Raw genomic sequence first — 22,685 nt, forward strand, 5'->3', positions numbered from 1 at the left:
GGGCGCCATACGCAGGGCAGGGGAGTCGAGAGTGGATCGCACGCAACTGATCAGCAATGTGCGCAGCAACCTGGCGGGACTGGGGCGCGGCAGCCTCGGCGTGCCGGTCCTGCTGCTGGCCATGCTGGCGATGATGACCCTGCCGATCCCGCCATTCCTGCTGGACGTGCTGTTCACCTTCAACATCGCCCTGTCCATCGTCGTCCTGCTGGTCTGCGTGTACGCCCTGCGGCCGCTGGACTTCGCCGTGTTCCCGACCATCCTGCTGGTGGCGACCCTGTTGCGCCTGGCGCTGAACGTTGCCTCGACCCGCGTGGTGCTGCTCCACGGCCACGACGGCCATGGCGCCGCGGGCAAGGTGATCCAGGCCTTCGGCGAAGTGGTGATCGGCGGCAACTACGTGGTCGGGGTGGTGGTGTTCGCGATCCTCATGATCATCAACTTCGTGGTGGTGACCAAGGGCGCCGGGCGGATTTCCGAAGTCAGCGCGCGCTTCACCCTGGATGCCATGCCCGGCAAGCAGATGGCCATCGACGCCGACCTCAACGCCGGCCTGATCGAGCAGGAGGAAGCCAAGAAGCGCCGCAGCGAGGTGGCCCAGGAGGCCGACTTCTACGGTTCGATGGACGGTGCCAGCAAGTTCGTCCGCGGTGACGCCATCGCCGGCCTGCTGATTCTCTTCATCAACCTGATCGGCGGCGTCGCCATCGGCATGATCCAGCATTCGATGTCCTTCGGCGACGCCGGCAAGGTCTACGCCCTGCTGACCATTGGTGACGGCCTGGTGGCACAACTGCCGTCGCTGCTGCTGTCGACCGCGGCGGCGATCATGGTGACGCGGGTCTCCAGTTCCGAGGACATGGGCCAGCAGGTCAACCGGCAGATGTTCGCCTCGCCCAAGGCGCTGGCGATTTCCGCGGCGATCCTGATTGCCATGGGCGCCGTGCCGGGCATGCCGCATGTTTCCTTCATCGGCCTCGGCGCCCTGGCCGGCGCTGCTGCCTACTGGATCTGGCACCGGCAGAACAAGGCCAAGCAGGTCGCCGAGCAGGAGGTACAGCGCCAGCAGGAGCTGCTGCCGGCGCAGCGTGCCCAGGAGGTCAAGGAACTGGGCTGGGACGATGTCACCCCGGTGGACATGGTCGGCCTGGAAGTCGGCTACCGGCTGATCCCGCTGGTCGACCGCAACCAGGGCGGGCAACTGCTGGCGCGGATCAAGGGCGTACGCAAGAAGCTGTCCCAGGAGCTGGGCTTCCTGATGCCCTCGGTGCACATCCGCGACAACCTCGACCTGCTGCCCAACGCCTACCGCCTGACCCTGATGGGGGTCAGCGTGGCCGAAGCGGAGATCTATCCCGATCGCGAGCTGGCGATCAACCCCGGCCAGGTATTCGGCAGCCTCAACGGCATCGCCGGCAAGGACCCGGCCTTCGGCCTGGAGGCGGTATGGATCGAGCCCGGCCAGCGCGACCAGGCGCAGTCGCTGGGCTACACCGTGGTGGATGCGAGCACCGTGGTCGCCACTCACCTGAACCAGGTGCTGCACAAGCACGCCCACGAGCTGCTGGGCCATGAAGAAGTGCAGCAGCTCCTGCAATTGCTCGCGCGCAGCTCGCCGAAGCTGGCGGAAGAGCTGGTGCCGGGGCTGATTTCCCTGTCCACCCTGCTCAAGGTCCTGCAGGCGCTGCTCCAGGAGCAGGTGCCGGTGCGCGACATCCGTACCATCGCCGAGGCCATCGCCAACGTCGCTCCGCGGAGTCAAGATCCCGGCGCGATGGTCGCCGCGGTTCGCGTCGCGTTGTCCCGCGCAATCGTGCAAAGCATTGTCGGGCTTGAGCCGGAGCTGCCTGTGATCACGCTCGAGCCGAGGTTGGAACAGATTTTGCTGAACAGCATGCAGAAGGCCGGACAAGGCTCCGAGGACGGCATGTTGCTGGAGCCGGGAATGGCCGAGAAGCTGCAACGCTCGCTGATCGAGAGCGCGCAACGCCAGGAGATGCTCGGTAAGCCGGCGATCCTGCTGGTTGCCGGGCCGATCCGCTCGATGATGTCGCGCTTCGCGCGGATGGCGGTGCCCAGCATGCATGTGCTGGCCTACCAGGAAATCCCGGACAACAAGCAAGTCACCATCGTCGCGACGGTGGGGCAGAACTGAACGAGGGCTGCGCCGGCTCCAGGGCCGGCACACCGGGCAACCTGAGGTTGCCGGCAAGACTACTGAACTGAGGGGTTCGGGCAATGCAAGTCAAACGCTTCTTCGCCGCCGATATGCGTCAGGCCATGAAACTGGTCCGCGACGAACTGGGTCCGGACGCCGCGATTCTCGGCAACCGCCGGGTCGCCGGCGGCATCGAGCTGACCGCGGCGCTGGATTACCAGGCCCCGCCGGCGCCGAGCAAGCCCAACCCGGCGCTGGAAGTGGAGCTGCGCAAGACCCAGGCGCGGATCGCCGAGGCGCGCGCCGAATTGACGGCGCGTCCGGCGGAAAACCAGCGCAAGGACCGTCAATTGTTCGCCGAGGAGAAGCCGGCGCGTCCGTCCCTGGCCGAGTCCATGACGGCGGCGCAGGCCAAGCCCCAGGCGGGCGGCCAGACCCTCGAGGCAATGCGTTTCGAACTGAACGGCCTGCGCGAGCTGATCGAGGTACAACTGGGTTCCATCGCCTGGGGCCAGTTGCAGCACCAGCGTCCGCAGCAGGCCAATCTCTGGCGGCGCCTGCAGCGCATGGGCTTGCCGGCGGAGCTGAGCAAGCCGTTGCTGGAGCGGGTCGCCGCGGTGGGCGATACGCGCCAGGCCTGGCGCATGCTGTTGGCGCACCTGTCGCGTGCCGTGCAGACCCCCGAGCAGGACCCGCTCGACGCGGGCGGCGTACTGGCCCTGGTCGGCCCGGCAGGCGCCGGCAAGACCACCACCCTGGCGAAGATGGCCGCGCGCTACGTCCTCAAGTACGGCGCCCAGAGCCTGGCGCTGGTGAGCATGGACAGCTACCGGATCGGCGCCCAGGAGCAGATCAAGACCCTCGGTCGGATCCTCAACGTACCGGTGACCCTGGTCGATCCCGGCCAGTCGCTGATCCAGGCCCTGGCGCCGCTGGCGCGCAAGCGCATGGTGCTGATCGATACCGCCGGCCTGCCGGCCAGCGACCCGGCATTGCGCATGCAGCTCGAGGCACTGGCGTCGCCGAGCCTGAACGTGAAGAATTACCTGGTGATGGCCACCACCAGCCAGAGCCAGGTGCTCAAGTCGGCCTACCAGACCTATCGGCACTGCGGGCTGGCGGGTTGCATCCTGACTAAGCTGGACGAGGCGGGCAGCCTCGGTGAATCGATGGCGCTGGCTATCGCCCAGCGTCTCCCGGTAGCCTATCTGGCGGATGGGCCGCGGATTCCGGACGACCTGCAGGTGGCGCGCAGTCACCAACTGGTCAGCCGGGCGGTGAGCCTGCAGGCACCGGAAGAGCCCAGCGAGGACGCCATGGCCGAGATGTTCGCCGGGCTCTACCAGCAACCGGCGCGGCGTGCCGGCTGAGGACGTGGGAAGAACCGCGCGTGGCGCGGGTGACGGAAGCGAAGGTGGCTTCCGCCGGGCCGGGAGCGATGGCGCATCGTTCCCGCCAATACCGGAGAGCGCTGGAAGGGGCGTTCCGGGAAGACGACAACACAAGGTATGAAGCAGATGGGTAGCATGCATCCCGTACAGGTGATCGCAGTAACTGGCGGCAAGGGCGGCGTCGGCAAGACCAATGTGTCGGTGAACCTGGCACTGGCTCTGGCCGATCTCGGCCGTCGCGTCATGCTGCTGGATGCCGACCTCGGCCTGGCCAACGTCGACGTCCTGCTGGGACTCACGCCCAAGCGCACCCTGGCCGACGTGATCGAGGGACGCTGCGAACTGCGCGATGTCCTCCTCCTCGGTCCCGGTGGCGTGCGCATCGTTCCCGCGGCCTCCGGCACGCAGAGCATGGTGCACCTCTCGCCCATGCAGCATGCGGGGCTGATCCAGGCGTTCAGCGATATCAGCGACAACCTCGATGTCCTGGTCGTCGACACTGCCGCCGGAATCGGCGATTCGGTGGTCAGTTTCGTCCGCGCCGCGCAGGAGGTGCTGCTGGTCGTCTGCGACGAGCCGACCTCGATCACCGATGCCTACGCCCTGATCAAGCTGCTCAACCGCGACCACGGCATGACCCGCTTCCGGGTCCTGGCCAACATGGCCCACAGCCCGCAGGAAGGACGCAACCTGTTCGCCAAACTGACCAAGGTCACTGACCGTTTCCTCGACGTCGCACTACAGTATGTAGGTGTCATCCCTTACGACGAGTCGGTACGCAAGGCCGTGCAGAAACAGCGAGCCGTATACGAGGCATTCCCCCGCTCGAAGGCGTCCCTGGCCTTCAAGGCGGTCGCGCAGAAGGTCGACAGCTGGCCGCTGCCGGCCAACCCGCGCGGGCACCTGGAGTTCTTCGTCGAACGACTGGTCCAACACCCCGCGACAGGTTCGGCCGTATGACAGCGGCCTCTGGAGTGCGTATGTATAGCAAGGCGCAAGCGCAGAACTCCCAGGAGCAACTGATCCAGCGTTACGCACCACTGGTCAAGCGCATCGCCTATCACCTGCTCGGCCGCCTGCCGGCCAGCGTGCAGGTGGAGGACCTGATGCAGGCCGGCATGATCGGCCTGCTCGAGGCCGCGAAGAAATACGACGCCGGCAAGGGCGCCAGCTTCGAGACCTATGCCGGCATCCGCATCCGCGGGGCCATGCTCGACGAGGTCCGCAAGGGCGACTGGGCGCCGCGTTCGGTGCACCGCAACACGCGCATGGTGACCGACGCGATCCGCGCGATCGAGGCGAGAACCGGACGCGACGCTAAAGATCACGAAGTTGCTGCCGAACTCCAATTGAGCCTCGAAGATTACTACGGCATCCTCAGCGACACGCAGGGCAGCCGCCTGTACAGCTTCGACGACCTGTTGCAGGACGGCGAACATGGATTGCCGGAAGACACCAGCCTCAGTCACAACGAACCGATCCACGGCCTGCTCGACGAACGTTTCCAGGCGGCCCTGGCGGATGCCATCGCCAAGTTGCCGGAGCGCGAGCGCCTGGTGCTGGCGTTGTATTACGACGAGGAACTCAACCTCAAGGAGATCGGCGAGGTACTGGGCGTCAGCGAATCGCGGGTCAGCCAGTTGCACAGCCAGTGCGCCGCGCGTTTGCGTGCGCGCCTGGCCGATTGGCGGTCGGCCTGAACCGGCCTCGACCGCAGCTTGTAACCGTTAACGCAAAAGAATGTGTGGCGCGTCCCCTGGGGCGCGCTCTGGTCTGTACGGAGGTTTACTTGGACAAGAACATGAAAATTCTCATCGTGGACGACTTTTCCACGATGAGACGCATCATCAAGAACCTCTTGCGGGACTTGGGCTTCACCAATACCGCCGAGGCCGACGACGGCACCACGGCGCTGCCGATGCTGCACAGCGGCAATTTCGACTTTCTCGTCACCGACTGGAACATGCCGGGCATGACCGGCATCGATCTGCTGCGCGCGGTTCGCGCCGACGAGCGCCTCAAGCACCTGCCGGTGCTGATGGTCACCGCCGAGGCCAAGCGCGACCAGATCATCGAAGCGGCCCAGGCCGGGGTCAACGGCTATGTGGTCAAACCCTTCACCGCTCAGGTCCTGAAGGAAAAGATCGAGAAGATTTTCGAGCAGGTCAACGGCTGAAGCCGGCCAAGAGGGTGTCATGGTGCTTGGTAACGATTCCACGGGCGACGAATTCGAATCGACCCTGAAAAAACACGCGCGCGAACTGGTGGACTGTCTCGAACGGGGGCACTTCCAGCAGGCGGTGCAATTGATCCAGGAGCTCAGCCAGGCCAGGGACCGTGGCCTCTACCAGGAAGTGGGCAAGCTGACCCGCGAACTGCACAACGCCATCGTCGATTTCCAGATCGACCCGCATTCCCCCCACGCGCAGGAAATGTCGCAGATCGCCGATGCCACCGATCGTCTTTCCTACGTGGTGGAAATGACCGAGAAGGCCGCCAACCGGACCATGGACCTGGTGGAGCAGAGCGCCCCGCTGGTCAACCAACTGGGCGACGATTCGCGGGAGCTGCACCAGGAGTGGCAACGCTTCATGCGCCGGGAAATCGACGCCGACGGCTTCCGCGAGCTGGCCAAGCGCATCGAACAGTTCCTCGTGCGCAGCGGCGAGAACGCCGGCCAGTTGTCCTCGCAGCTCAATGACATCCTGCTGGCGCAGGATTACCAGGACCTGACCGGCCAGGTGATCAAGCGTGTCACCAAGCTGGTCACCGAGGTCGAGAGCAACCTTGTGAAGCTGGTCTGGATGGCCGGCCAGGTGGACCGTTACGCCGGAATCGAGCACGACCACGTGAGCATGCGCCACCAGGCCGCGCTGGAGCGTTCGGCCAAGGGCGAGGGGCCGCAGGTCGCCGCGGAAAAACGAGAGGATGTGGTGTCCGGGCAGGATGACGTGGACGATCTGCTGTCCAGCCTGGGTTTCTGACCCGCCCGGCTCAAGACTGCGGCATCGCTGCCGTTAAGTAAGCATTGAACGCTGGCATCCGCGGGCTGCCGGCACAGCCTTCGTCATGCCGGTGATCCCGGCGGGCGGGCTGAAGTCGGTCCGGAAAGCCGGGCCGGTATTTCCGGCAGGACAGCGGTCCTGCCGATCCTTTCGAGTAACACGTCTCTGGGAGCAGCCGAATGAGCTTCGACGCCGATGAAGAAATCCTCCAGGACTTCCTGGTTGAGGCCGGCGAGATTCTCGAGCAATTGTCCGAGCAACTGGTCGAGCTGGAGAGCCGGCCGGACGACATGGACCTGCTCAATGCCATTTTCCGTGGGTTCCATACGGTCAAGGGCGGTGCCGGCTTCCTCCAGCTGAACGCGCTGGTGGAATGCTGCCACATTGCGGAAAACGTCTTCGATATCCTGCGCAAGGGCGAGCGGCGCGTCAGCTCCGAACTGATGGATGTGGTGCTGCAGGCGCTGGATACGGTCAACGCGATGTTCGACCAGGTGCGCGAGCAGTCCGAACCGACCCCGGCGACGCCCGAGCTGCTGGCGGCCCTTGCCCGCCTGGCCGAGCCTGAGGGCGCCGCGCCTGCGGAACCTGTGCAAGCGCCGCCGGCGGCCGTTCCGCCAGCCGAGCCTGCGGCGCCGCCGGAAGCGCCCGCGCAGAGTGTCTCCAGCGATATCACCGACGACGAGTTCGAGCAGTTGCTGGATGCTCTCCAGGGCGACGAAGCGCCGGCCTCCGCCGTTGCAGAAGCGCCCGCGGCTCCCGCTGGCGACGAGATCAGCGACGCCGAGTTCGAGGCGTTGCTCGACCAGTTGCACGGCAAGGGCAAGTTCGTCCCGCCGGCGGTCTCGGCCGAGCCTGCGCAAGTCCCCGCCGAGGCGGTCGAGCCGGCCGCGGCTGCCGCTGGTGACGATATCAGCGACGACGAGTTCGAGGCGCTGCTCGACGAACTGCACGGCAAGGGCAAGTTCGGCGATGTCCCGGAAGCCGCCGGCACACCCGCCGCACCGGCTGCCGCGGCTCCAGCGGCTGCGCCGGCGGAGCAGGGCAAGGCGCCGGCCGCCGCGGGCGGCGATGAGATCAGCGACGACGAGTTCGAGTCGCTGCTCGACGAACTGCACGGCAAGGGCAAGTTCAACGGCGCCTCCGAAGCCGTGGCGGCCGCTGCGGCGGTAGCCAAGAACATCGCGGCGAAGAGTCCCGCGGCGAAACCGGTCGCTCCGGCCAAGGCCGCCGCCGCGCGTCCGGCGGCGCCCGACAGGCCGGCGGCGAGCGAGGCGGAGACCACCGTGCGGGTGGATACGGCGCGTCTCGACGAGATCATGAACATGGTCGGCGAGCTGGTGCTGGTGCGTAACCGCCTGGTGCGCCTGGGCCTGAACAGCGGCGACGAGGCCATGGCCAAGGCCGTGGCCAACCTCGACGTGGTCACCGGCGACCTGCAGATGTCGGTGATGAAGACCCGCATGCAGCCGATCAAGAAGGTCTTCGGCCGCTTCCCGCGTCTGGTCCGCGACCTGGCGCGGAACATGAAGAAAGAGATCAACCTGGAGCTGGTGGGCGAAGAGACCGACCTCGACAAGAACCTGGTCGAGGCCCTCGCCGATCCGCTGGTGCACCTGGTGCGCAACGCCGTCGACCACGGCATCGAGAGTCCGGAGGAGCGCGAGGCCGCCGGCAAGCCGCGGGTCGGCCAGGTGGTGCTGTCGGCGGAGCAGGAGGGCGACCACATCCTTCTGATGATCACCGACGACGGCAAGGGCATGGACGCCGAGGTGCTGCGCAACAAGGCGGTGGAGAAGGGCCTGCTGGAGCGCGATGCGGCGGACCGCCTGACCGACCTGGAGTGCTACAACCTGATCTTCGCCCCGGGTTTCTCGACCAAGACCGAGATTTCCGACGTGTCCGGCCGCGGCGTCGGCATGGACGTGGTGAAGACCAAGATTTCCCAGCTCAACGGCACGGTCAACGTGTTCTCGCAGAAGGGGTCCGGCTCGAAGATCGTCATCAAGGTGCCGCTGACCCTGGCGATCATGCCTACCCTTATGGTGATGCTGGGCAGCCAGGCGTTCGCCTTCCCGCTGGTCAACGTCAACGAAATCTTCCATCTTGACCTGTCGCGCACCAATGTCGTGGATGGCCAGGAAGTGGTGATCGTCCGCGACAAGGCCTTGCCGCTGTTCTACCTCAAGCGCTGGCTGGTGCCGAGCGCGGCCCACGAGGAGCAGGGCGAGGGGCACGTGGTGATCCTGTCGGTCGGCACCCAGCGCATCGGTTTCGTCGTCGACCAGTTGGTGGGACAAGAAGAAGTGGTGATCAAGCCACTCGGCAAGATGTTGCAGGGCACCCCCGGCATGGCGGGCGCCACCATCACCGGGGACGGGCGCATCGCCCTGATCCTCGATGTGCCGAGCATGCTCAAGCGTTACGCACGGCGCATCTGACGCCGCGTATGGGTTTCCGGCGGCGCAGGAGCGTCGCCCTCTGAGGAGTAGCTATGGCAGTCAAAGTCCTGGTGGTGGACGATTCGGGGTTCTTCCGCCGCCGTGTCTCGGAGATTCTCTCCGCCGATGGACAGATCCAGGTGGTCGGCACCGCCACCAATGGCCGCGAGGCCATCGAGCAGGCGCTGGCCCTGAGACCCGATGTGATCACCATGGATTACGAGATGCCGCTGATGGACGGCATCACCGCGGTACGCAACATCATGCAGCGTTGCCCGACCCCGGTCCTGATGTTCTCCTCGCTGACCCACGAGGGCGCGCGGGTGACCCTGGATGCGCTGGACGCCGGAGCGGTCGACTACCTGCCGAAGAATTTCGAGGACATCTCGCGCAACCCGGACAAGGTCCGCCAGTTGCTTTGCGAGAAGGTCCTGACCATCGCCCGTAGCAATCGTCGCTCGATCAGCCTGCCGCCGCTGCCTTCGGCCACCTCGTCCAGCCATGCGCCGGCGTCGTCCTCCAGCCTCGGCGCGAGCGCGCGTGCCAGTGCCGGCGCGTCGCCGGCCCCGGCGTCGACCTCGGCGGCGCCGAAGCGCAAGGCCTACCGGCTGGTCGCGATCGGTACCTCCACCGGTGGTCCGGTTGCCTTGCAGCGGGTGCTGACCCAGTTGCCGGCCAACTTCCCGGCGCCGCTGGTGCTGATCCAGCACATGCCGGCGGCCTTCACCAAGGCTTTCGCCGAGCGCCTCGACAAGCTGTGCCGGATCAGCGTCAAGGAAGCAGAGGACGGCGACATCCTGCGTCCCGGCCTGGCGCTGCTGGCGCCGGGCGGCAAGCAGATGATGGTCGACGGCCGCGGCACGGTGCGCATCCTCCCCGGCGACGAACGCCTGAACTACAAGCCCTGCGTCGACGTGACCTTCGGCTCGGCGGCCAAGGCCTACAACGACAAGGTACTGGCGGTGGTCCTCACCGGCATGGGCGCCGACGGACGCGAGGGCGCGCGCCTGCTCAAGCAGGGCGGCAGCCAGGTGTGGGCGCAGGACGAGGCCAGTTGCGTGATCTACGGGATGCCGATGGCCGTGGTCAAGGCCAACCTGGCGGACGCGGTGTACGGGCTCGACGACATCGGCCGGCACCTGGTCGAGGCGTGCCAGTAAGCGTGCGTGCAGGAATGAGGAGACTGCCTTCGATGGCCACCCACGTGACGACCTGCGCGCGCCTTCGCCGAGCCGAGGGGACGCACTGATGGATGTGCTCAGCCTGGTCGGGATCATCCTGGCGTTCGTCGCCATCGTCGGCGGCAACTTTCTCGAGGGCGGCCACGCCGGCGCCCTGCTCAACGGTCCGGCGGCGCTGATCGTGATCGGCGGCACCCTGGCCGCGGCGCTGTTGCAGACCCCGGTGAACGTGCTCAAGCGCGGCCTGGGCATGCTCGGCTGGGTGTTCTTCCCGCCGCGCGAGGATCTTTCCGGGGGAATCGACCGGATCGTCTCCTGGAGCATGACCGCGCGCAAGGAAGGCCTGCTCGGCCTGGAGAGCATCGCCGATGCGGAGCCCGATCCCTATGCGCGCAAGGGCCTGCAACTGCTGGTGGACGGCGCCGAGCCGGAAGTCATCCGCAGCATCCTCGAGGTCGACCTGTTCACCCAGGAAAGCCGCGACTTGCAGGCCGCCAAGGTGTTCGAGAGCATGGGCGGCTATGCGCCGACCATCGGCATCATCGGCGCGGTAATGGGCCTGATCCATGTGATGGGCAACCTGGCCAACCCGGCGCAGCTCGGCAGCGGCATCGCCGTGGCCTTCGTCGCCACCATCTATGGCGTCGGCTTCGCCAACCTGCTCCTGCTGCCGATCGGCAACAAGCTGAAAACCCTGGTGCTGCGCCAGTCGCGCTACCGCGAGATGCTCCTGGAGGGCCTGCTGTCCATCGCCGAGGGCGAGAACCCGCGTTCCATCGAGTTGAAGCTGCAAGGCTTCATGGACTGACCGGAGCCGAGCATGCAGCGTCGCCGTCGCCACCAGGAGGAACACGAGAACCACGAACGCTGGCTGGTTTCCTATGCCGATTTCATCACCCTGTTGTTCGCCTTCTTCGTGGTGATGTATTCGATTTCCTCGATCAACGAGGGCAAGTACAAGATCCTCTCGGAGACCCTCACCGGCGTGTTCAACCAGCCCGACCGCTCGTTGAAGCCGATTCCCATCGGCGACGAGCGGCCGCGCACCACCGAGCCGGAGCGCACCAGTGTCGAGGAGCAGCCCAGCGACAACGCGGCCAGCGCCGACTCGCTGGAGCGGATCGCCGACAGCGTACGCGGCGCCTTCGGTGACCTGATCGCCTCCGACCAGTTGAGCGTGCGCGGCAACGAGCTGTGGATCGAGATCACTCTCAATTCCAGCCTGCTGTTTCCCAGCGGCGATGCGCTGCCCAACGATGCCGCCTTCGATATCGTCGAGAAGGTCGCCAAGATCCTGGCGCCCTACAAGAACCCGATCCATGTCGAGGGCTTCACCGACGACGTGCCGATCCATAGCCCGCGCTATCCCACCAACTGGGAACTGTCGGCGGCGCGGGCGGCGAGCATCGTCCGCCTGCTCGGCAACGATGGGGTCGAGCCGTCGCGGATGGCTGCGGTGGGCTATGGTGAATTTCAACCGGTGGCAGACAATGCCAGCGCCGAAGGGCGGGCGAAGAACCGCCGGGTGGTGCTGGTGATCTCGCGCAACCTGGAGGTACGGCGCAGCGTCAGCGGGGTCGGCAGCGGCAAGGCGCAGCCGGATTCGGCGCTCCGCCACGCAGGCTCGGCAGCTGGCACGCAAGCTGCAGATACTGGCGGTACGCCGGCGCCCGCGCCGGCAACCGTCAATTCCCCGTCGCCTTCGCCATGAGCGCGCGAAACATGGTTTGCGTACGGGCGCCGGGGCCGAACTGGCCAGTAGTGCGGCCCCAACCGGGTGGACCCATGCCAGGAAGAGTAGAGCAATGAAAGTCTGGGCAGTCGCCAATCAGAAAGGAGGGGTCGGCAAGACCACCTCGTCCATCGCCCTGGCCGGCCTGCTGGCGGATGCCGGCAAGCGCGTGGTCGTGGTCGACCTGGACCCCCACGGCTCGATGACCAGCTATTTCGGCTATGACCCGGACACCCTCGAGCACAGCGCCTTCGACCTGTTCCTGCACCAGGGCAACGTCCCCGAGGGGCTGCCGGCCTCGCTGCTGCGCAGCACCAGCAACGAACGCATCTCCCTGCTGCCGTCGAGTACCGCGCTGGCCACCCTGGAGCGCCAGTCGCCGGGCAAGAGCGGTCTCGGCCTGGTGGTCTCGAAAAGCCTGGCGCAGCTCTGGCAGGATTTCGACCATGCGATCATCGACAGCCCGCCGCTGCTCGGCGTGCTGATGGTCAATGCCCTGGCCGCCAGCCAGCACCTGGTGATTCCGGTGCAGACCGAGTTCCTCGCGGTGAAAGGGCTGGAGCGGATGGTCAACACCCTGGCGATGATCAACCGGTCGCGCAAACAGGCGTTGCCCTATACCATCGTACCTACGCTGTTCGATCGGCGGACCCAGGCTTCGCTGAGCACGCTGCGGATTCTCAACGAGAACTACCCGGACAACCTGTGGCAGGCGTTCATTCCCATCGATACCCGCCTGCGCGATGCCAGCCGGGCCGGGGTCACGCCGTCGCAACACGACGGCAAGAGTCGCGGGGTGATCGCCTACCGCGCCTTGCTCAAGCATCTGCTGGCGCAGCAGCCGGCCACCCGGGTGGCCTGATGGCGCGCCGGTCGCCGCGCCGACAGGCGCATTCAAGCCGCACCGGAGTGCGGCCGATAACCGTTGTAGACCCCTGTCGCGGAATACCCACATGAGCGCCGCCACCGCCACCCGTTCGCAACTGGCCTTGCAGTCCTACCTGGATGCGTTGCTCCAGGAGGCCACTTTCGAGGACCTGGAACCTCCCGTCGAGACGCCGCCAGCGCCTGCGCCCGCGCCGTTGAAGCCTGTCGCGCTGGCGGTCGCCGAAGTGGCGACACCGGCCCCGGCGCTGGAAACGCTGCCGGTCGACCACGGGTTCGACGAGTTCGAGGCCGCGGTGCTCGAGGAGCAGGTCCGCGATGCGCGCCTGGTTCCGCCGGCGCCGGCGGCCCTGCTCGACGAACCGACGACGTTGCGCGAGCTGCCGGTCGAGCCACGGCCCCACGAGGTCATCGAACTGCGCGTGCCGAGCGCCCCGGCGAGCGCCAGCGAGCCGGCGCTGCTCGACCTGCCGCTGCTCGACGACGGTCGTCCGGCCTGGGCGGCGGAGCCCTTCGAGTGCCTGCTGTTCGACGTCGCCGGGCTGACCCTGGCGGTGCCGCTGGTGTGCCTCGGCTCGATCTATCCGCTGGAGAACCAGGAACTGACCCCGTTGTTCGGCCAGCCCGACTGGTTCCTCGGCATCCTGCCGTCGCAGGCGGGCAACCTGAAGGTGCTGGACACCGCACGCTGGGTGATGCCCGAACGCTACCGCGACGACTATCGCGACGGCCTCAAGTACGTGATCTCGGTCCAGGGCTACGAGTGGGGGCTGGCGGTGCACCAGGTGAGCCGCTCGATCCGCCTCGACCCGGCCGAGGTGAAATGGCGCAGCCAGCGTAGCCAGCGGCCCTGGCTGGCCGGCACGGTCATCGAACACATGTGTGCGCTGCTGGATGTGGCGGCGCTCGCCGAACTGATCGCCAGCGGCGCCGTCAAGCGCCTGCACGGCGACCATTGATAGACAGCTTCCGCCGCTTGCGGCGGTTTTCGAGAGGTTAGGGGAATGAGCAAAGCCACCGCGCAAAGCGCCGAAGATCCGATCCTGCAGTGGGTCACCTTCCGCCTGGACAACGAGAGCTACGGCATCAACGTGATGCAGGTCCAGGAGGTGCTGCGCTACACCGAGATCGCCCCGGTGCCGGGCGCGCCGAGCTACGTGCTGGGCATCATCAACCTGCGCGGCAACGTGGTCACGGTGATCGACACCCGCCAGCGCTTCGGCCTGGACCCTGCGCCGGTCAGCGACAACACGCGGATCGTCATCATCGAGGCGGACAAGCAGGTGGTCGGCATCCTGGTCGACAGCGTCGCCGAGGTGGTCTACCTGAAGCAGTCGGAAATCGAGACCGCGCCGAACGTCGGTAACGAAGAATCGGCCAAGTTCATCCAGGGCGTCTGCAACAAGAACGGCGAGCTGCTGATCCTGGTCGAGCTGGACAAGATGATGACCGAGGAAGAATGGTCGGAGCTGGGCAGCATCTGATGCGTTCGACCGACACGAGGGCCTGCTGAGATGGAGGTCGTCGCGCTGGCACTGGCGCTCGCCGCCTGCCTCGGCCTGGCGGCGGCGTGCCTGTGGCTGCGCCGTGAATTGCGCCGCCTGCAAGCTGCGCTGGCGCAGCAGGCGGAGGAGGGCGCGGCGCGCGAGCGCCGGCTCAAGGAGCTGAGCAAGCGCATCGAGTCCTACCAGCAGGTCAACGTGCGCATGGGCGAGGCCTTGCAGGACCTCGGCAAGCAACTCGCGCCGCTTCCCGACCGGGTCGCGCGCCTGGAGCAGCGCGATCCGACCACGCTGTCGTTCAGCCAGGCCGCACGCCTGGTCGGGCTCGGCGCCAGCGCCGAAGACCTGACCCAGGCCTGCGGGCTGTCACAGGCCGAGGCCGAGCTGGTGGCGCGCCTGCACGAAGCCAAGGGCAAGTGACGGCCACCGACCCGGCGCTGGCGCTTTTCAGGCGAGCAGGCGGCTCGCCACTTCTGCCAGTGTCACCTCTCCCCTGAACTCCCCGCAGCTCTGCGCCGGCAGGCGATCCTCGATGGCATGGGCGAAGCGCACCGCCGGGTCCTGCTCCAGCTTCTCCAGGTGTCGATGCAGGCGCGGAAAGTCGTGTTGCAGGTCGAAGTAGCCCAGCTCCCGTCCCCAACGAGCGGTACCCGCGAGGTAGGCGTCGGCCACGCTCGGCCCTTCGCCGGCCAGCCACTTGCGGTCGCCGAGCAGCTTGTCGATCCGGCCATAGGCTCGCGCCGCGCGCGCCAGCGCCCTTGCCGTCGTGGTTGCGTCGGCGTCCTCCAGATAGAACAGGGCCCCCCAGGCCGAATGGCATTCGGTATGCAGGAGAGCGAGGGCGAAGTTCAGTTCGTCGAACTCGGCGCTGCCCTGCGGATAGCCGAGCTTCCTGCACAGGTCGCGCGCCGCCAGGTGCTGGAGAATGGCCAGGCTTTCGCTGAGCGCGCGGCCGTCCTCCAGGAGCAGGGTGGGCGTCTGGCGAGCCGGGTTCAGGCGCACGTAGGTGCGCTCGCCGGTCTCCAGCGGCATCTCGATCCGACACAGGCGATAGGGGCGGCCGAGCCACTCGAGGGCCACGATCGAGCCGAAGGAACAGCCGTGGGGTACGCCATAAAACAGTACAGGTTCCATTTTCCATCTCCGTTCAGGTAACGCGTGTTGCGCATCGCAACCGGGCTGAACGCAGGGTAGGGGGGATATAGGCTATATTCGGTCCTGATTTTTCCGGTGGATCGAAAAATGTCCAAGCCCACGGTGCGCGTGCTCGCCCTGCTCGAACTGCTGCAGAGCCACGGCCAGCTCAGCGGTAGCGAGCTGGCCAGGCGCCTGGAGGTGGATGGACGGACGCTGCGTCGCTATATCGTCGCCCTCGAGGAGCTGGGCATTCCCATCTCGGCGGAGCGCGGACGCCATGGCGGCTACCGCCTGGTGGCCGGTTTCAAGCTCCCGCCGCTGATGTTCAGCGCGGAGGAAACCCTGGCCGTGTCCCTCGGCCTGCTGGCGGTGCGCAGTCTCGGCCTGGGCGAAAGCGAGCTGGCCCTGGAAAGCGCGCAGGCCAAGCTGAGCAGGGTGATGCCCGATGCGCTGCGGCGGCGCCTCGTGGCGCTCCGCGAGACCGCCAGCCTGGACCTGGCCCGCGCCCGGGCGGGAGCCAGTGTGGCGGCGCTGGCGACCCTCGCCGAAGCCGCCCAGGTCCGTGCGCGGGTCGAGTTCCGCTATCGCGACCCGCAGGGCGCCGAAACCCTCCGCCAACTCGATCCCTACGGCCTGGCCTATCGCAACGGCTGCTGGTACGTCAGCGGTTTCTGCCACCTGCGCCAGGCGTTGCGCTCGTTCCGTCTCGATCGCCTGGACGCGCCGCGCATGCTGGCGGAGCGCTTCGAGCGACCGGCGGATTTCGATACCCTCCGCCACCTGCGGGAGAGCTTCGCCCGGATGCCGCGCGCCTACCCGGTGGAAATCCTGATGCGGGCGGCGAGGGAGCAGGTGGTCGCGGTGCTCGGCGAGCCCCTCGGTCTGCTCGCCGAGGTCGATGGCGGTACGCTGTTGCGCGCCAGCACCGACGACCTGGACTGGTTCGCCCGGCGCCTGTGCGGCCTGCCGTTCGACTTCGAGGTCAGGCAGCCGCTGGAGTTGCGCGAGCCGTTGAGGCGCCAGGCCGAGCGTGTCCTGCGTAACCTGGGCCAGGAGGAAGCTTCGGATCACAGGTAGGCATTTAGAGGAAAAGTCCTATTAATTGCGCGGCTGCCGCTTTCTAGAATCGGTCCTGGTCAACCAGCACGTTTCCAGGAGGCCACAAGGATGCCTGCAATACCCCTGCGCGCCATGGTGCTGTGCGCCAACCCCGGCCGTCTGCTCAGGTACGGAGCGCTATTCAACCGCTGCGGCTACTTCCACCTGAGCCTGTGCCTGGACCGACGGGAGCTGCGGCGCTCCCTGGACCAGGGTTACCCGTACGACTATTTCCTCTACGACGGATTCCGCCTGGACCAGGGCTGCAAGGGCACGCTGGCGATGCTGGGACGCAGCGGCAGCATCCGGCGCTTCCTGCTGGTGGGCGAGCTCGATTGCCGCGAGAAGCGCCTGTTGTTCGAGTGGAGCAGAGGCCATGGCCTGAGCATCGGTGCGGTGTCCGACCGGCCTTTGGGCCAGGTCGCCCTGGCCGCGTTGATCAAGCGTGATCGCGGCTGCCCCGACCTCCTGCGCGGCATCGCCTGAGGCGGCTCCCGGGAAGATGCGGTAAGGTCGTTTTCCAACCTTCCATGGCGAGACAGCGCATGACCGTCCAGGCCGACATCCTCAAGGCGATCGAAGGCATCGAGCATGGCTTCCAGCAAGCCGGCCAGGCACTCTCCGAGCGGATATTCCATTGCCGGCAGGTGCATGGCGCCGAGATCGTCGACGCGCGCTCGCTGTCGGAATCGGGACGGCATGCCGCCGACGGCGTCTTCAGCGAAGGGCCGTTGGCGGTCGCGGTGGTCACCGCGGACTGCCTGCCGATTCTCATGAGCAGCCGCGACGGTCGAGTGGTGGCCGCCCTGCATGGCGGCTGGCAGGGGCTCGTCGCCGGTATCGTCGGCGCGGCGGTGGCGCGCTTCAATGCGCGCGGCGTCGCCAGCGCGGACATCCGGGTCGCCATCGGTCCCGGGATCAAAGCCTGCTGCTACGAGGTGAGTGCCGGGTTCATCGAGGCGTTGCAGGTCGGCCACGGCCGCCTCTGGGAGGGCGCGGCGCCGCCCTGGAGCCAGCGTCGTCCGCTCCCCGAGCGGCCGCCCCGGTTCGTTCCGCCCGAGCCAAGGCAGGCGGAGCAGGGCGCCTGGCTGGACCTGGTGGCCTTCTGTCGCCAGTTGTTCCAGGCCGCCGGCGTCGGGCCGGCGCAGATCGAAGCCAGCGCCGTCTGCACCTACTGTTCCGGCGATGCGTTCGCCAGTCATCGCCGACGCCAGCGCCTGGGCGAGGAGAAGCGCCAGCAGTACGCCTGGATCGCGCGCAAGCCGTGACCGCGTATCGGTATTGTCCGGAAATCCTGGATAGTCATGACGGTTGTCGGCTGTTTATCCGCCAATAGCCGGCTTCTAGACTTTTCTTGTCGATGCGTGGCTGTCGCCACGCTCATTCCAGGAGAGTCCCAGCATGCCTGACATCACCCAAGCCGCCATCGTCACCGGCGCCTCCCGCGGCATCGGTCGCGCCATTGCCCGGCGGCTGGCCGCCGACGGTTTCGCGGTCGCGGTCAACTATGCCGGCAACCAGGCCATGGCCGACGAGGTCGTGGCCGAAATCGTCGCCGCCGGCGGCGCGGCCATCGCCGTGCAGGGCGACGTGGCCAGCGCGGAGGACATGGACAAGCTGTTCGAAGCCACCAGGGGCGCCTTCGGCCGCATCGACGTGGTGGTCAACAGCGCCGGCACGATGCCCTACCTGAAGATCGCCGATGGCGACCTGGAGGGCTTCGACCGGGTGATCCGCACCAACCTGCGCGGCGCCTTCATCGTGCTCGGCCTGGCTGCCCGGCATGTCGAGCGCGGCGGACGGATCATCGCCCTGTCCACCAGCGTGATCGCCCGGGCGTTGCCCAGCTACGGTCCGTACATCGCGTCCAAGTCCGGGGTCGAGGGGCTGGTGCACGTGCTGGCCAACGAGTTGCGCGGCCAGGACATCAGGGTCAACGCGGTGGCGCCCGGCCCGGTGGCCACCGAGCTGTTCTTCAACGGCAAGAGCGCCGAGCAGATCGACCAGATCGCCAGGCTGGCGCCGCTGGAGCGTCTCGGCGAGCCGGACGAGATCGCCGCGGCGGTGTCCTTCCTCGCCGGGCCGGATGGGGCCTGGGTCAATTCCCAGGTACTGCGGGTCAACGGCGGTTTCGCCTGAGCCGCTGTACCGGGACGACGCGTCGAAGGTTTCGGCTGCGCTATCTATCGGTTCCTTTCGCCGCTGTCGGCCCGTTGCGAGTCGGCGTCGCGTCTACGCCAATAGTCGTCCTCATCGGTCTGGCGTTCGCTCAGCCGTTTCCCGCTGCGTGCGTCGAACTCCAGGATCCAGAAGGTGGCAGGCTCCTTCTGGTCGTCGCGAAGGTAGCTTCGGTAGGTGAAGCGGTCCCTATCCTGAAGCAGGACCACGCGGTCGATGGTTCCTTCGTGATGGCGTACCTTGGCTTGCCGATTGATGCGGAACTCCGGAGTCAGCCGGTGCCGATCGATGATTGCATCCTTTTCCTCGTCGCCAAGGATGGCCGGGGCGGCCTGGACATGGCTGGCGATAAGCAGCAGGGCGGCGAGGAGGAGGGGGCTTGGCGAGGGCATGGGCGGCCTGGGAAGTGGCAGGTGGACTGTGCTGGGACCGCTCTCGCGGACTCCGGTTCCGGCGCTTCGGTTTCGACGTGTGGCGGGTCCGCTCAGTCGCCGGGACCGCCGAGCAGCAGCATCTCGTCGCCATCCGCGGCGTCCGGCGCGAATCCCTCGGGACACTTGCCTTTCAGGTGCCAGGCGAAGGCGATGATCTCGGCGATGGTGCGATACAGCGCTTCCGGAATGGCGTCGCCGAGTTCCAGGCGGGCGAGCAGGCGGACCAGCTCGGCGTTCTCGTAGATCGGTACCTCGTAGTCGCGGGCGATGGCCAGGATTGCCTCGGCCAGTTCGGCGTCGCCCTTGGCGGAAAGGGTCGGCGCGGCCTGGCCGTCGTAGCTCAGGGCGATGGCCTGGCGCGGGGCGGGTGACTGCTTTCTGTTCATGCGGTTTCGTCTACCCAGCGTTGTTCGATGGTCGCTCGCGGGCCCTGGGGCGGGCGGCCGCGTTGGCAGGTGATCTCGCCAACGGTCAGGCCGGCGTCGCGCAGGCGTTGGCGCAGGTGGCCGAGTTCATGCTCGACCAGCCGCGCGGTCGCGTCGCGCTCGGCCCAAAGCTGGCTGGACAGGCTGCCGCGCAGCAGGGTCGCCTGGGCGTGCAGCGGTCCCAGCGGCTCCAGGTCGAAGGCCAGTTCGACGCGCCAGAGGCTTTCGCGGGCCTCTTCGCCGGTCTTGCGCTGTTCTTCCTGGAACTTCACCTGCAACGGCACCACCGAGTGCTGATGGCGCATGGGCACCTCCATCTGCCAGGTCGCCAGTTGGGTGCCATCCGGCAGGGTGCTGGTCTGCGCCAGGCTCGACAACTGATGGGTCTGCAGGCGGGAGATCGCCGCGGCGGCAAGGCGCAGCAGCGACTCCAGCTCCATGTCTTCGTCGAACAGCTGGAGAACCTTGCTCGGCAGGGGAAAGTTCAGTGCCTGGGTCTTGTTGGCGCTCTGTCCCAGGTTGCCCAGGGCGTTGCGGACAAAGGCCGGCAGCGCCTGGGCCAGGTTCGCCGTGTTGCCGGCGAACATGCCCGGCGCCTGGGCGCCGGTCGGCGGCAGCGGCGACAGCTGGGCGAACAGGCGCAACAGGTTGGCCTTCAGGTCCTGGCCGAGATGATCGGTGGCGCCCTGCATCAGGCGCGCCTCGAGGAACAGGCCGCTCTGCTGCAGGGCCTGGCCGAGCAGCTTGGAATCGCCCATCTTCTGCGCCTCCGGCAGGCCGGTGAAGAGGCGCTCTACGGCCTGGCGCAGGCTGTCCGGCAGGTCGTTGCGGCCGTTCAGCCCCTGCAGGGCGGCGAACAGGCCTTCCAGGGAAGCCTGGCGGGCGCTCTGCCCGGCCAGTTGCTGGCCCAGCGCAAGCTGGTCGAGGCGTCCGCTGAGCGGCAGGAAGTCGATCTGCTGGCTGTTTTTAACCAGCGCCGTGAGCAGGCTGCCGACCGGCAGCGCCTGGGGCGAGTCGAGGCTCAGCTTGCTGCCGGCGAGCGGCGTGTTGAGCAGGTTCAGCAGGACCCGGTAGACCACCTGCTGGGCCTTGTCCGCCGGCAGCGCGGTGCTGGACAGGACCTTGCCCTGGAGCAGGGTGCCGGGCGGCAGTTGCTCCAGGTCGAGGCTGCTCAGCGGGCCAGCGCCGGCCATGCTGTCGAGCAGGGTGGCAACCACGCTGGCGCTGCTGGTGGCGCTGACGTTGAGCAGGTTGCCCGGCACCAGCGGCCGGTTGCTCTGCACTTCCACCAGGCTCTGCCCGCTGTTCGCCAGGGTCAGCTTGAGCAGGACCTGGAAATTGTTCGCCAGGCCTTCCTTGACCGCCAGCACCTCGGCCTTGCCCGACTCGCCTTCGCCCAGCAGGCCGGCCAGGGTCTGCACCAGCTTCAGGGTCATCTCGGCGTCGGCCTGGGCGTTGCCCTGCGATTGCGCCGGCGGCAGCGGGCGCGGGGCGGAAACCGGGGGTAGTGGTGGGGAAGCGCCTATCTCGGCTGGCATGGGTAACAACCTGTCTTAAACGACCCTGCGGAGGCTGGGGAAGGGCGTGTATAATGCCGCGCCTGTCAAACAGGCTGGCCGCGTCGTCACCAGTATAGCGGCCGTGTTTATCCCGACTTTAGGGTCTGTTCCGTGAAGGCCTCCGGCGCCGCGACGAGGAGAGACGCTTGGCGATGTTGTTCGATGTCCGATCCTGCTGAAGTCCCCACAGCCAGCCCCTTGCTGGAAACCGTCGGGCTCGCCTGCGAGCGCGACTGGCGCATGCTGTTCGAGCGCCTCGACCTGCGCCTGGCCGCCGGCGAGATGTTGCAGGTGGTGGGTCCCAACGGCAGCGGCAAGACCAGCCTGCTGCGCCTGCTGTCCGGACTGATGCAGCCGACCGCCGGGGAAGTCCGCCTGAACGGCCGGCCGCTCGCCGAACAGCGCGGCGAACTGGCCCGCAGCCTGCTGTGGATCGGCCACGCCGCGGGAATCAAGGGCCTGCTCAGCGCCGAGGAGAACCTCACCTGGCTCTGCGCGCTGCACCAGCCGGCCAGCCGCGAGGCGATCTGGCAGGCCCTGGCCGACGTCGGCCTGCGTGGCTTCGAGGACGTTCCCTGCCACACCCTTTCCGCCGGCCAGCAACGCCGCGTGGCGCTGGCCCGCCTGTACCTGGACGCACCGCCCTTGTGGATCCTCGATGAACCCTTCACCGCCCTCGACAAACAGGGGGTGGCGCAACTGGAAGCGCACCTGGCCGGGCATTGCCAGCGCGGCGGGATGGTGGTGCTGACCACCCACCACAGCCTGCAGCAGGTGCCCGCCGGCTACCGCGAGCTGGACCTCGGTGCGCTCAAGGCGGCCAGCGGCACGACGGTCGAGCCGGCGCTGGGCGATCCGGCATGAGCAACGTCTTCAGCCTGCTCCTGGCGCGCGAGGCGCGCCTGCTGTTCCGCCGACCGGCGGAGCTGGCCAACCCGCTGGTGTTCTTCGCCATCGTCATCGCCCTGTTCCCCCTGGCGGTCGGGCCGGAAAGCCAATTGCTACAAACCTTGTCGCCCGGCCTGGTCTGGGTGGCGGCGCTATTGGCCGTGCTGCTCTCGCTGGAAGGGCTGTTCCGCAGCGATTTCGAGGACGGTTCTCTGGAGCAGTGGGTCCTTTCGCCGCACCCCCTGGCTCTTCTGGTGCTGGCCAAGGTGCTGGCACACTGGCTGTTTTCCGGGCTGGCCCTGGTCCTGATGTCGCCGCTGTTCGCGCTGATGCTGGGCCTGCCGGCCCGTTGCATACCGGTGCTGCTGCTTTCCCTGTTGCTCGGTACGCCGGTGCTGAGCCTGCTCGGCGCCGTCGGCGCGGCCTTGACCGTGGGCCTCAAGCGCGGCGGCCTGTTGCTGGCGCTGCTGATCCTGCCGCTGTACATCCCGGTGCTGATTCTCGGTAGCGGGGCGCTGCAGGCTTCGCTGCAGGGACTGCCCAGCAGCGGACATTTATTGTGGCTGGCGAGCCTGACGGCGCTAGCATTGACACTCACGCCATTCGCCATCGCTGCCGGCCTGAAGATCAGCGTAGGCGAGTGAGTCCGCCCGCCGAAGGCATCGGCGGGC

At 67.2% G+C, this 22,685-nt stretch carries 24 protein-coding genes; 20 read left to right on the forward strand and 4 right to left on the reverse strand.

What is annotated here, in order from left to right:
- Positions 1-31: 31 nt before the first annotated feature.
- The 14 genes from flhA to HMPREF2924_RS24100 all read left to right on the forward strand — a co-directional run bounded on the left by flhA (position 32) and on the right by HMPREF2924_RS24100 (position 14,715).
- Entirely contained in the window at positions 32-2,155 is a 2,124-nt protein-coding gene (gene flhA, locus HMPREF2924_RS24035) for a flagellar biosynthesis protein FlhA (RefSeq protein WP_003083059.1), read from the forward strand.
- Between the two features lie 83 nt (positions 2,156-2,238).
- Positions 2,239-3,528, forward strand: coding sequence for a flagellar biosynthesis GTPase FlhF (gene flhF, locus HMPREF2924_RS24040; protein ID WP_003087102.1), 1,290 nt, complete (start codon positions 2,239-2,241; stop codon positions 3,526-3,528).
- A 138-nt stretch (positions 3,529-3,666) separates the two neighbouring features.
- Entirely contained in the window at positions 3,667-4,509 is an 843-nt protein-coding gene (fleN, locus tag HMPREF2924_RS24045) for a flagellar synthesis regulator FleN (protein WP_003083064.1), read from the forward strand.
- On the forward strand, positions 4,506-5,249 hold the full coding sequence (fliA, locus tag HMPREF2924_RS24050; protein WP_003083070.1) for an RNA polymerase sigma factor FliA: 744 nt from the start codon (positions 4,506-4,508) through the stop codon (positions 5,247-5,249). Before fleN ends, fliA begins: the two co-directional genes overlap by 4 nt.
- Positions 5,250-5,350: 101 nt before the next feature.
- The gene (locus HMPREF2924_RS24055; RefSeq protein ID WP_083325397.1) at positions 5,351-5,725 is read left to right on the forward strand and encodes a chemotaxis response regulator CheY; all 375 of its coding nucleotides are present in this window, start codon (positions 5,351-5,353) and stop codon (positions 5,723-5,725) included.
- A gap of 19 nt (positions 5,726-5,744) precedes the next feature.
- A complete protein-coding gene (locus HMPREF2924_RS24060; protein WP_003083075.1) occupies positions 5,745-6,533 on the forward strand; it encodes a protein phosphatase CheZ in 789 nt (262 codons plus the stop codon).
- Positions 6,534-6,733: 200 nt separating this feature from the next.
- Entirely contained in the window at positions 6,734-8,995 is a 2,262-nt protein-coding gene (locus HMPREF2924_RS24065; RefSeq protein WP_023116654.1) for a chemotaxis protein CheA, read from the forward strand.
- Between the two features lie 53 nt (positions 8,996-9,048).
- Positions 9,049-10,155 carry a protein-glutamate methylesterase/protein-glutamine glutaminase gene (locus tag HMPREF2924_RS24070; RefSeq protein WP_003087115.1) on the forward strand — a complete coding sequence of 369 codons (1,107 nt, stop codon included), beginning with the start codon at positions 9,049-9,051 and terminating at the stop codon, positions 10,153-10,155.
- A gap of 88 nt (positions 10,156-10,243) precedes the next feature.
- Positions 10,244-10,984 carry a flagellar motor protein gene (locus tag HMPREF2924_RS24075; protein WP_003083089.1) on the forward strand — a complete coding sequence of 247 codons (741 nt, stop codon included), beginning with the start codon at positions 10,244-10,246 and terminating at the stop codon, positions 10,982-10,984.
- A gap of 12 nt (positions 10,985-10,996) precedes the next feature.
- On the forward strand, positions 10,997-11,887 hold the full coding sequence (gene motD, locus HMPREF2924_RS24080) for a flagellar motor protein MotD (protein WP_023094792.1): 891 nt from the start codon (positions 10,997-10,999) through the stop codon (positions 11,885-11,887).
- A 94-nt stretch (positions 11,888-11,981) separates the two neighbouring features.
- Positions 11,982-12,770: a ParA family protein gene (locus tag HMPREF2924_RS24085; protein ID WP_003083092.1), complete on the forward strand. Its 789-nt coding sequence runs from the start codon at positions 11,982-11,984 to the stop codon at positions 12,768-12,770.
- A gap of 91 nt (positions 12,771-12,861) precedes the next feature.
- The gene (locus tag HMPREF2924_RS24090; protein WP_003087116.1) at positions 12,862-13,752 is read left to right on the forward strand and encodes a CheW domain-containing protein; all 891 of its coding nucleotides are present in this window, start codon (positions 12,862-12,864) and stop codon (positions 13,750-13,752) included.
- Positions 13,753-13,797: 45 nt separating this feature from the next.
- A complete protein-coding gene (locus tag HMPREF2924_RS24095; protein WP_003083098.1) occupies positions 13,798-14,277 on the forward strand; it encodes a chemotaxis protein CheW in 480 nt (159 codons plus the stop codon).
- A gap of 30 nt (positions 14,278-14,307) precedes the next feature.
- On the forward strand, positions 14,308-14,715 hold the full coding sequence (locus HMPREF2924_RS24100; protein ID WP_003083101.1) for a DUF2802 domain-containing protein: 408 nt from the start codon (positions 14,308-14,310) through the stop codon (positions 14,713-14,715).
- Between the two features lie 27 nt (positions 14,716-14,742).
- On the opposite strand, the gene HMPREF2924_RS24105 is transcribed toward HMPREF2924_RS24100, so the two are convergent.
- The gene (locus HMPREF2924_RS24105; protein ID WP_003133197.1) at positions 14,743-15,429 is read right to left on the reverse strand and encodes a glutathione S-transferase family protein; all 687 of its coding nucleotides are present in this window, start codon (positions 15,427-15,429) and stop codon (positions 14,743-14,745) included.
- Positions 15,430-15,537: 108 nt separating this feature from the next.
- Here HMPREF2924_RS24105 and HMPREF2924_RS24110 point away from each other — a divergent pair, with 108 nt between their 5' ends.
- From HMPREF2924_RS24110 to HMPREF2924_RS24125, 4 genes are all read left to right on the forward strand, one after another.
- Complete coding sequence (locus HMPREF2924_RS24110) at positions 15,538-16,509, forward strand: helix-turn-helix transcriptional regulator (protein WP_003133196.1); 972 nt, start codon at positions 15,538-15,540, stop codon at positions 16,507-16,509.
- 90 nt (positions 16,510-16,599) lie between these two features.
- The gene (locus HMPREF2924_RS24115) at positions 16,600-17,016 is read left to right on the forward strand and encodes a hypothetical protein (RefSeq protein ID WP_003087127.1); all 417 of its coding nucleotides are present in this window, start codon (positions 16,600-16,602) and stop codon (positions 17,014-17,016) included.
- A 59-nt stretch (positions 17,017-17,075) separates the two neighbouring features.
- Positions 17,076-17,798: a purine nucleoside phosphorylase YfiH/LACC1 family protein gene (locus HMPREF2924_RS24120; RefSeq protein WP_003133181.1), complete on the forward strand. Its 723-nt coding sequence runs from the start codon at positions 17,076-17,078 to the stop codon at positions 17,796-17,798.
- A 133-nt stretch (positions 17,799-17,931) separates the two neighbouring features.
- On the forward strand, positions 17,932-18,669 hold the full coding sequence (locus HMPREF2924_RS24125; protein WP_003087132.1) for an SDR family oxidoreductase: 738 nt from the start codon (positions 17,932-17,934) through the stop codon (positions 18,667-18,669).
- 44 nt (positions 18,670-18,713) lie between these two features.
- Here the strand turns inward: HMPREF2924_RS24125 and HMPREF2924_RS24130 are convergent, their stop codons facing one another.
- The 3 genes from HMPREF2924_RS24130 to HMPREF2924_RS24140 form a co-directional block, all read right to left on the reverse strand.
- The gene (locus HMPREF2924_RS24130) at positions 18,714-19,100 is read right to left on the reverse strand and encodes a hypothetical protein (RefSeq protein ID WP_009314782.1); all 387 of its coding nucleotides are present in this window, start codon (positions 19,098-19,100) and stop codon (positions 18,714-18,716) included.
- Between the two features lie 92 nt (positions 19,101-19,192).
- Positions 19,193-19,528, reverse strand: coding sequence for an EscU/YscU/HrcU family type III secretion system export apparatus switch protein (locus tag HMPREF2924_RS24135; RefSeq protein ID WP_003133180.1), 336 nt, complete (start codon positions 19,526-19,528; stop codon positions 19,193-19,195).
- Positions 19,525-21,003 (reverse strand): flagellar hook-length control protein FliK, encoded by a 1,479-nt coding sequence (locus tag HMPREF2924_RS24140; protein ID WP_003133179.1) that lies wholly within the window; start codon positions 21,001-21,003, stop codon positions 19,525-19,527. The genes HMPREF2924_RS24135 and HMPREF2924_RS24140 overlap by 4 nt, the downstream gene beginning before the upstream one ends.
- A 285-nt stretch (positions 21,004-21,288) precedes the next feature.
- Here HMPREF2924_RS24140 and ccmA point away from each other — a divergent pair, with 285 nt between their 5' ends.
- Together ccmA and ccmB are read left to right on the forward strand one after the other, a co-directional pair.
- Complete coding sequence (ccmA, locus tag HMPREF2924_RS24145; RefSeq protein ID WP_003133178.1) at positions 21,289-21,990, forward strand: cytochrome c biogenesis heme-transporting ATPase CcmA; 702 nt, start codon at positions 21,289-21,291, stop codon at positions 21,988-21,990.
- Complete coding sequence (gene ccmB / locus HMPREF2924_RS24150; RefSeq protein ID WP_003083130.1) at positions 21,987-22,658, forward strand: heme exporter protein CcmB; 672 nt, start codon at positions 21,987-21,989, stop codon at positions 22,656-22,658. Before ccmA ends, ccmB begins: the two co-directional genes overlap by 4 nt.
- The last annotated feature ends 27 nt before the right edge of the window (positions 22,659-22,685 follow it).

It is taken from the genome of Pseudomonas sp. HMSC063H08, from assembly GCF_001813645.1.
Taxonomy (GTDB): domain Bacteria; phylum Pseudomonadota; class Gammaproteobacteria; order Pseudomonadales; family Pseudomonadaceae; genus Pseudomonas; species Pseudomonas aeruginosa.

Coding starts and splice junctions, on each gene's coding strand:
- flhF (WP_003087102.1), top strand. CDS start 2,239: ATGCAAGTCAAACGCTTCTTCGCCGCCGATATGCGTCAGGCCATGAAA.
- fleN (WP_003083064.1), top strand. CDS start 3,667: ATGAAGCAGATGGGTAGCATGCATCCCGTACAGGTGATCGCAGTAACT.
- fliA (WP_003083070.1), top strand. CDS start 4,506: ATGACAGCGGCCTCTGGAGTGCGTATGTATAGCAAGGCGCAAGCGCAG.
- HMPREF2924_RS24055 (WP_083325397.1), top strand. CDS start 5,351: ATGAAAATTCTCATCGTGGACGACTTTTCCACGATGAGACGCATCATC.
- HMPREF2924_RS24060 (WP_003083075.1), top strand. CDS start 5,745: ATGGTGCTTGGTAACGATTCCACGGGCGACGAATTCGAATCGACCCTG.
- HMPREF2924_RS24065 (WP_023116654.1), top strand. CDS start 6,734: ATGAGCTTCGACGCCGATGAAGAAATCCTCCAGGACTTCCTGGTTGAG.
- HMPREF2924_RS24070 (WP_003087115.1), top strand. CDS start 9,049: ATGGCAGTCAAAGTCCTGGTGGTGGACGATTCGGGGTTCTTCCGCCGC.
- HMPREF2924_RS24075 (WP_003083089.1), top strand. CDS start 10,244: ATGGATGTGCTCAGCCTGGTCGGGATCATCCTGGCGTTCGTCGCCATC.
- motD (WP_023094792.1), top strand. CDS start 10,997: ATGCAGCGTCGCCGTCGCCACCAGGAGGAACACGAGAACCACGAACGC.
- HMPREF2924_RS24085 (WP_003083092.1), top strand. CDS start 11,982: ATGAAAGTCTGGGCAGTCGCCAATCAGAAAGGAGGGGTCGGCAAGACC.
- HMPREF2924_RS24090 (WP_003087116.1), top strand. CDS start 12,862: ATGAGCGCCGCCACCGCCACCCGTTCGCAACTGGCCTTGCAGTCCTAC.
- HMPREF2924_RS24095 (WP_003083098.1), top strand. CDS start 13,798: ATGAGCAAAGCCACCGCGCAAAGCGCCGAAGATCCGATCCTGCAGTGG.
- HMPREF2924_RS24100 (WP_003083101.1), top strand. CDS start 14,308: ATGGAGGTCGTCGCGCTGGCACTGGCGCTCGCCGCCTGCCTCGGCCTG.
- HMPREF2924_RS24105 (WP_003133197.1), bottom strand. CDS start 15,429: ATGGAACCTGTACTGTTTTATGGCGTACCCCACGGCTGTTCCTTCGGC.
- HMPREF2924_RS24110 (WP_003133196.1), top strand. CDS start 15,538: ATGTCCAAGCCCACGGTGCGCGTGCTCGCCCTGCTCGAACTGCTGCAG.
- HMPREF2924_RS24115 (WP_003087127.1), top strand. CDS start 16,600: ATGCCTGCAATACCCCTGCGCGCCATGGTGCTGTGCGCCAACCCCGGC.
- HMPREF2924_RS24120 (WP_003133181.1), top strand. CDS start 17,076: ATGACCGTCCAGGCCGACATCCTCAAGGCGATCGAAGGCATCGAGCAT.
- HMPREF2924_RS24125 (WP_003087132.1), top strand. CDS start 17,932: ATGCCTGACATCACCCAAGCCGCCATCGTCACCGGCGCCTCCCGCGGC.
- HMPREF2924_RS24130 (WP_009314782.1), bottom strand. CDS start 19,100: ATGCCCTCGCCAAGCCCCCTCCTCCTCGCCGCCCTGCTGCTTATCGCC.
- HMPREF2924_RS24135 (WP_003133180.1), bottom strand. CDS start 19,528: ATGAACAGAAAGCAGTCACCCGCCCCGCGCCAGGCCATCGCCCTGAGC.
- HMPREF2924_RS24140 (WP_003133179.1), bottom strand. CDS start 21,003: ATGACCCTGAAGCTGGTGCAGACCCTGGCCGGCCTGCTGGGCGAAGGC.
- ccmA (WP_003133178.1), top strand. CDS start 21,289: ATGTCCGATCCTGCTGAAGTCCCCACAGCCAGCCCCTTGCTGGAAACC.
- ccmB (WP_003083130.1), top strand. CDS start 21,987: ATGAGCAACGTCTTCAGCCTGCTCCTGGCGCGCGAGGCGCGCCTGCTG.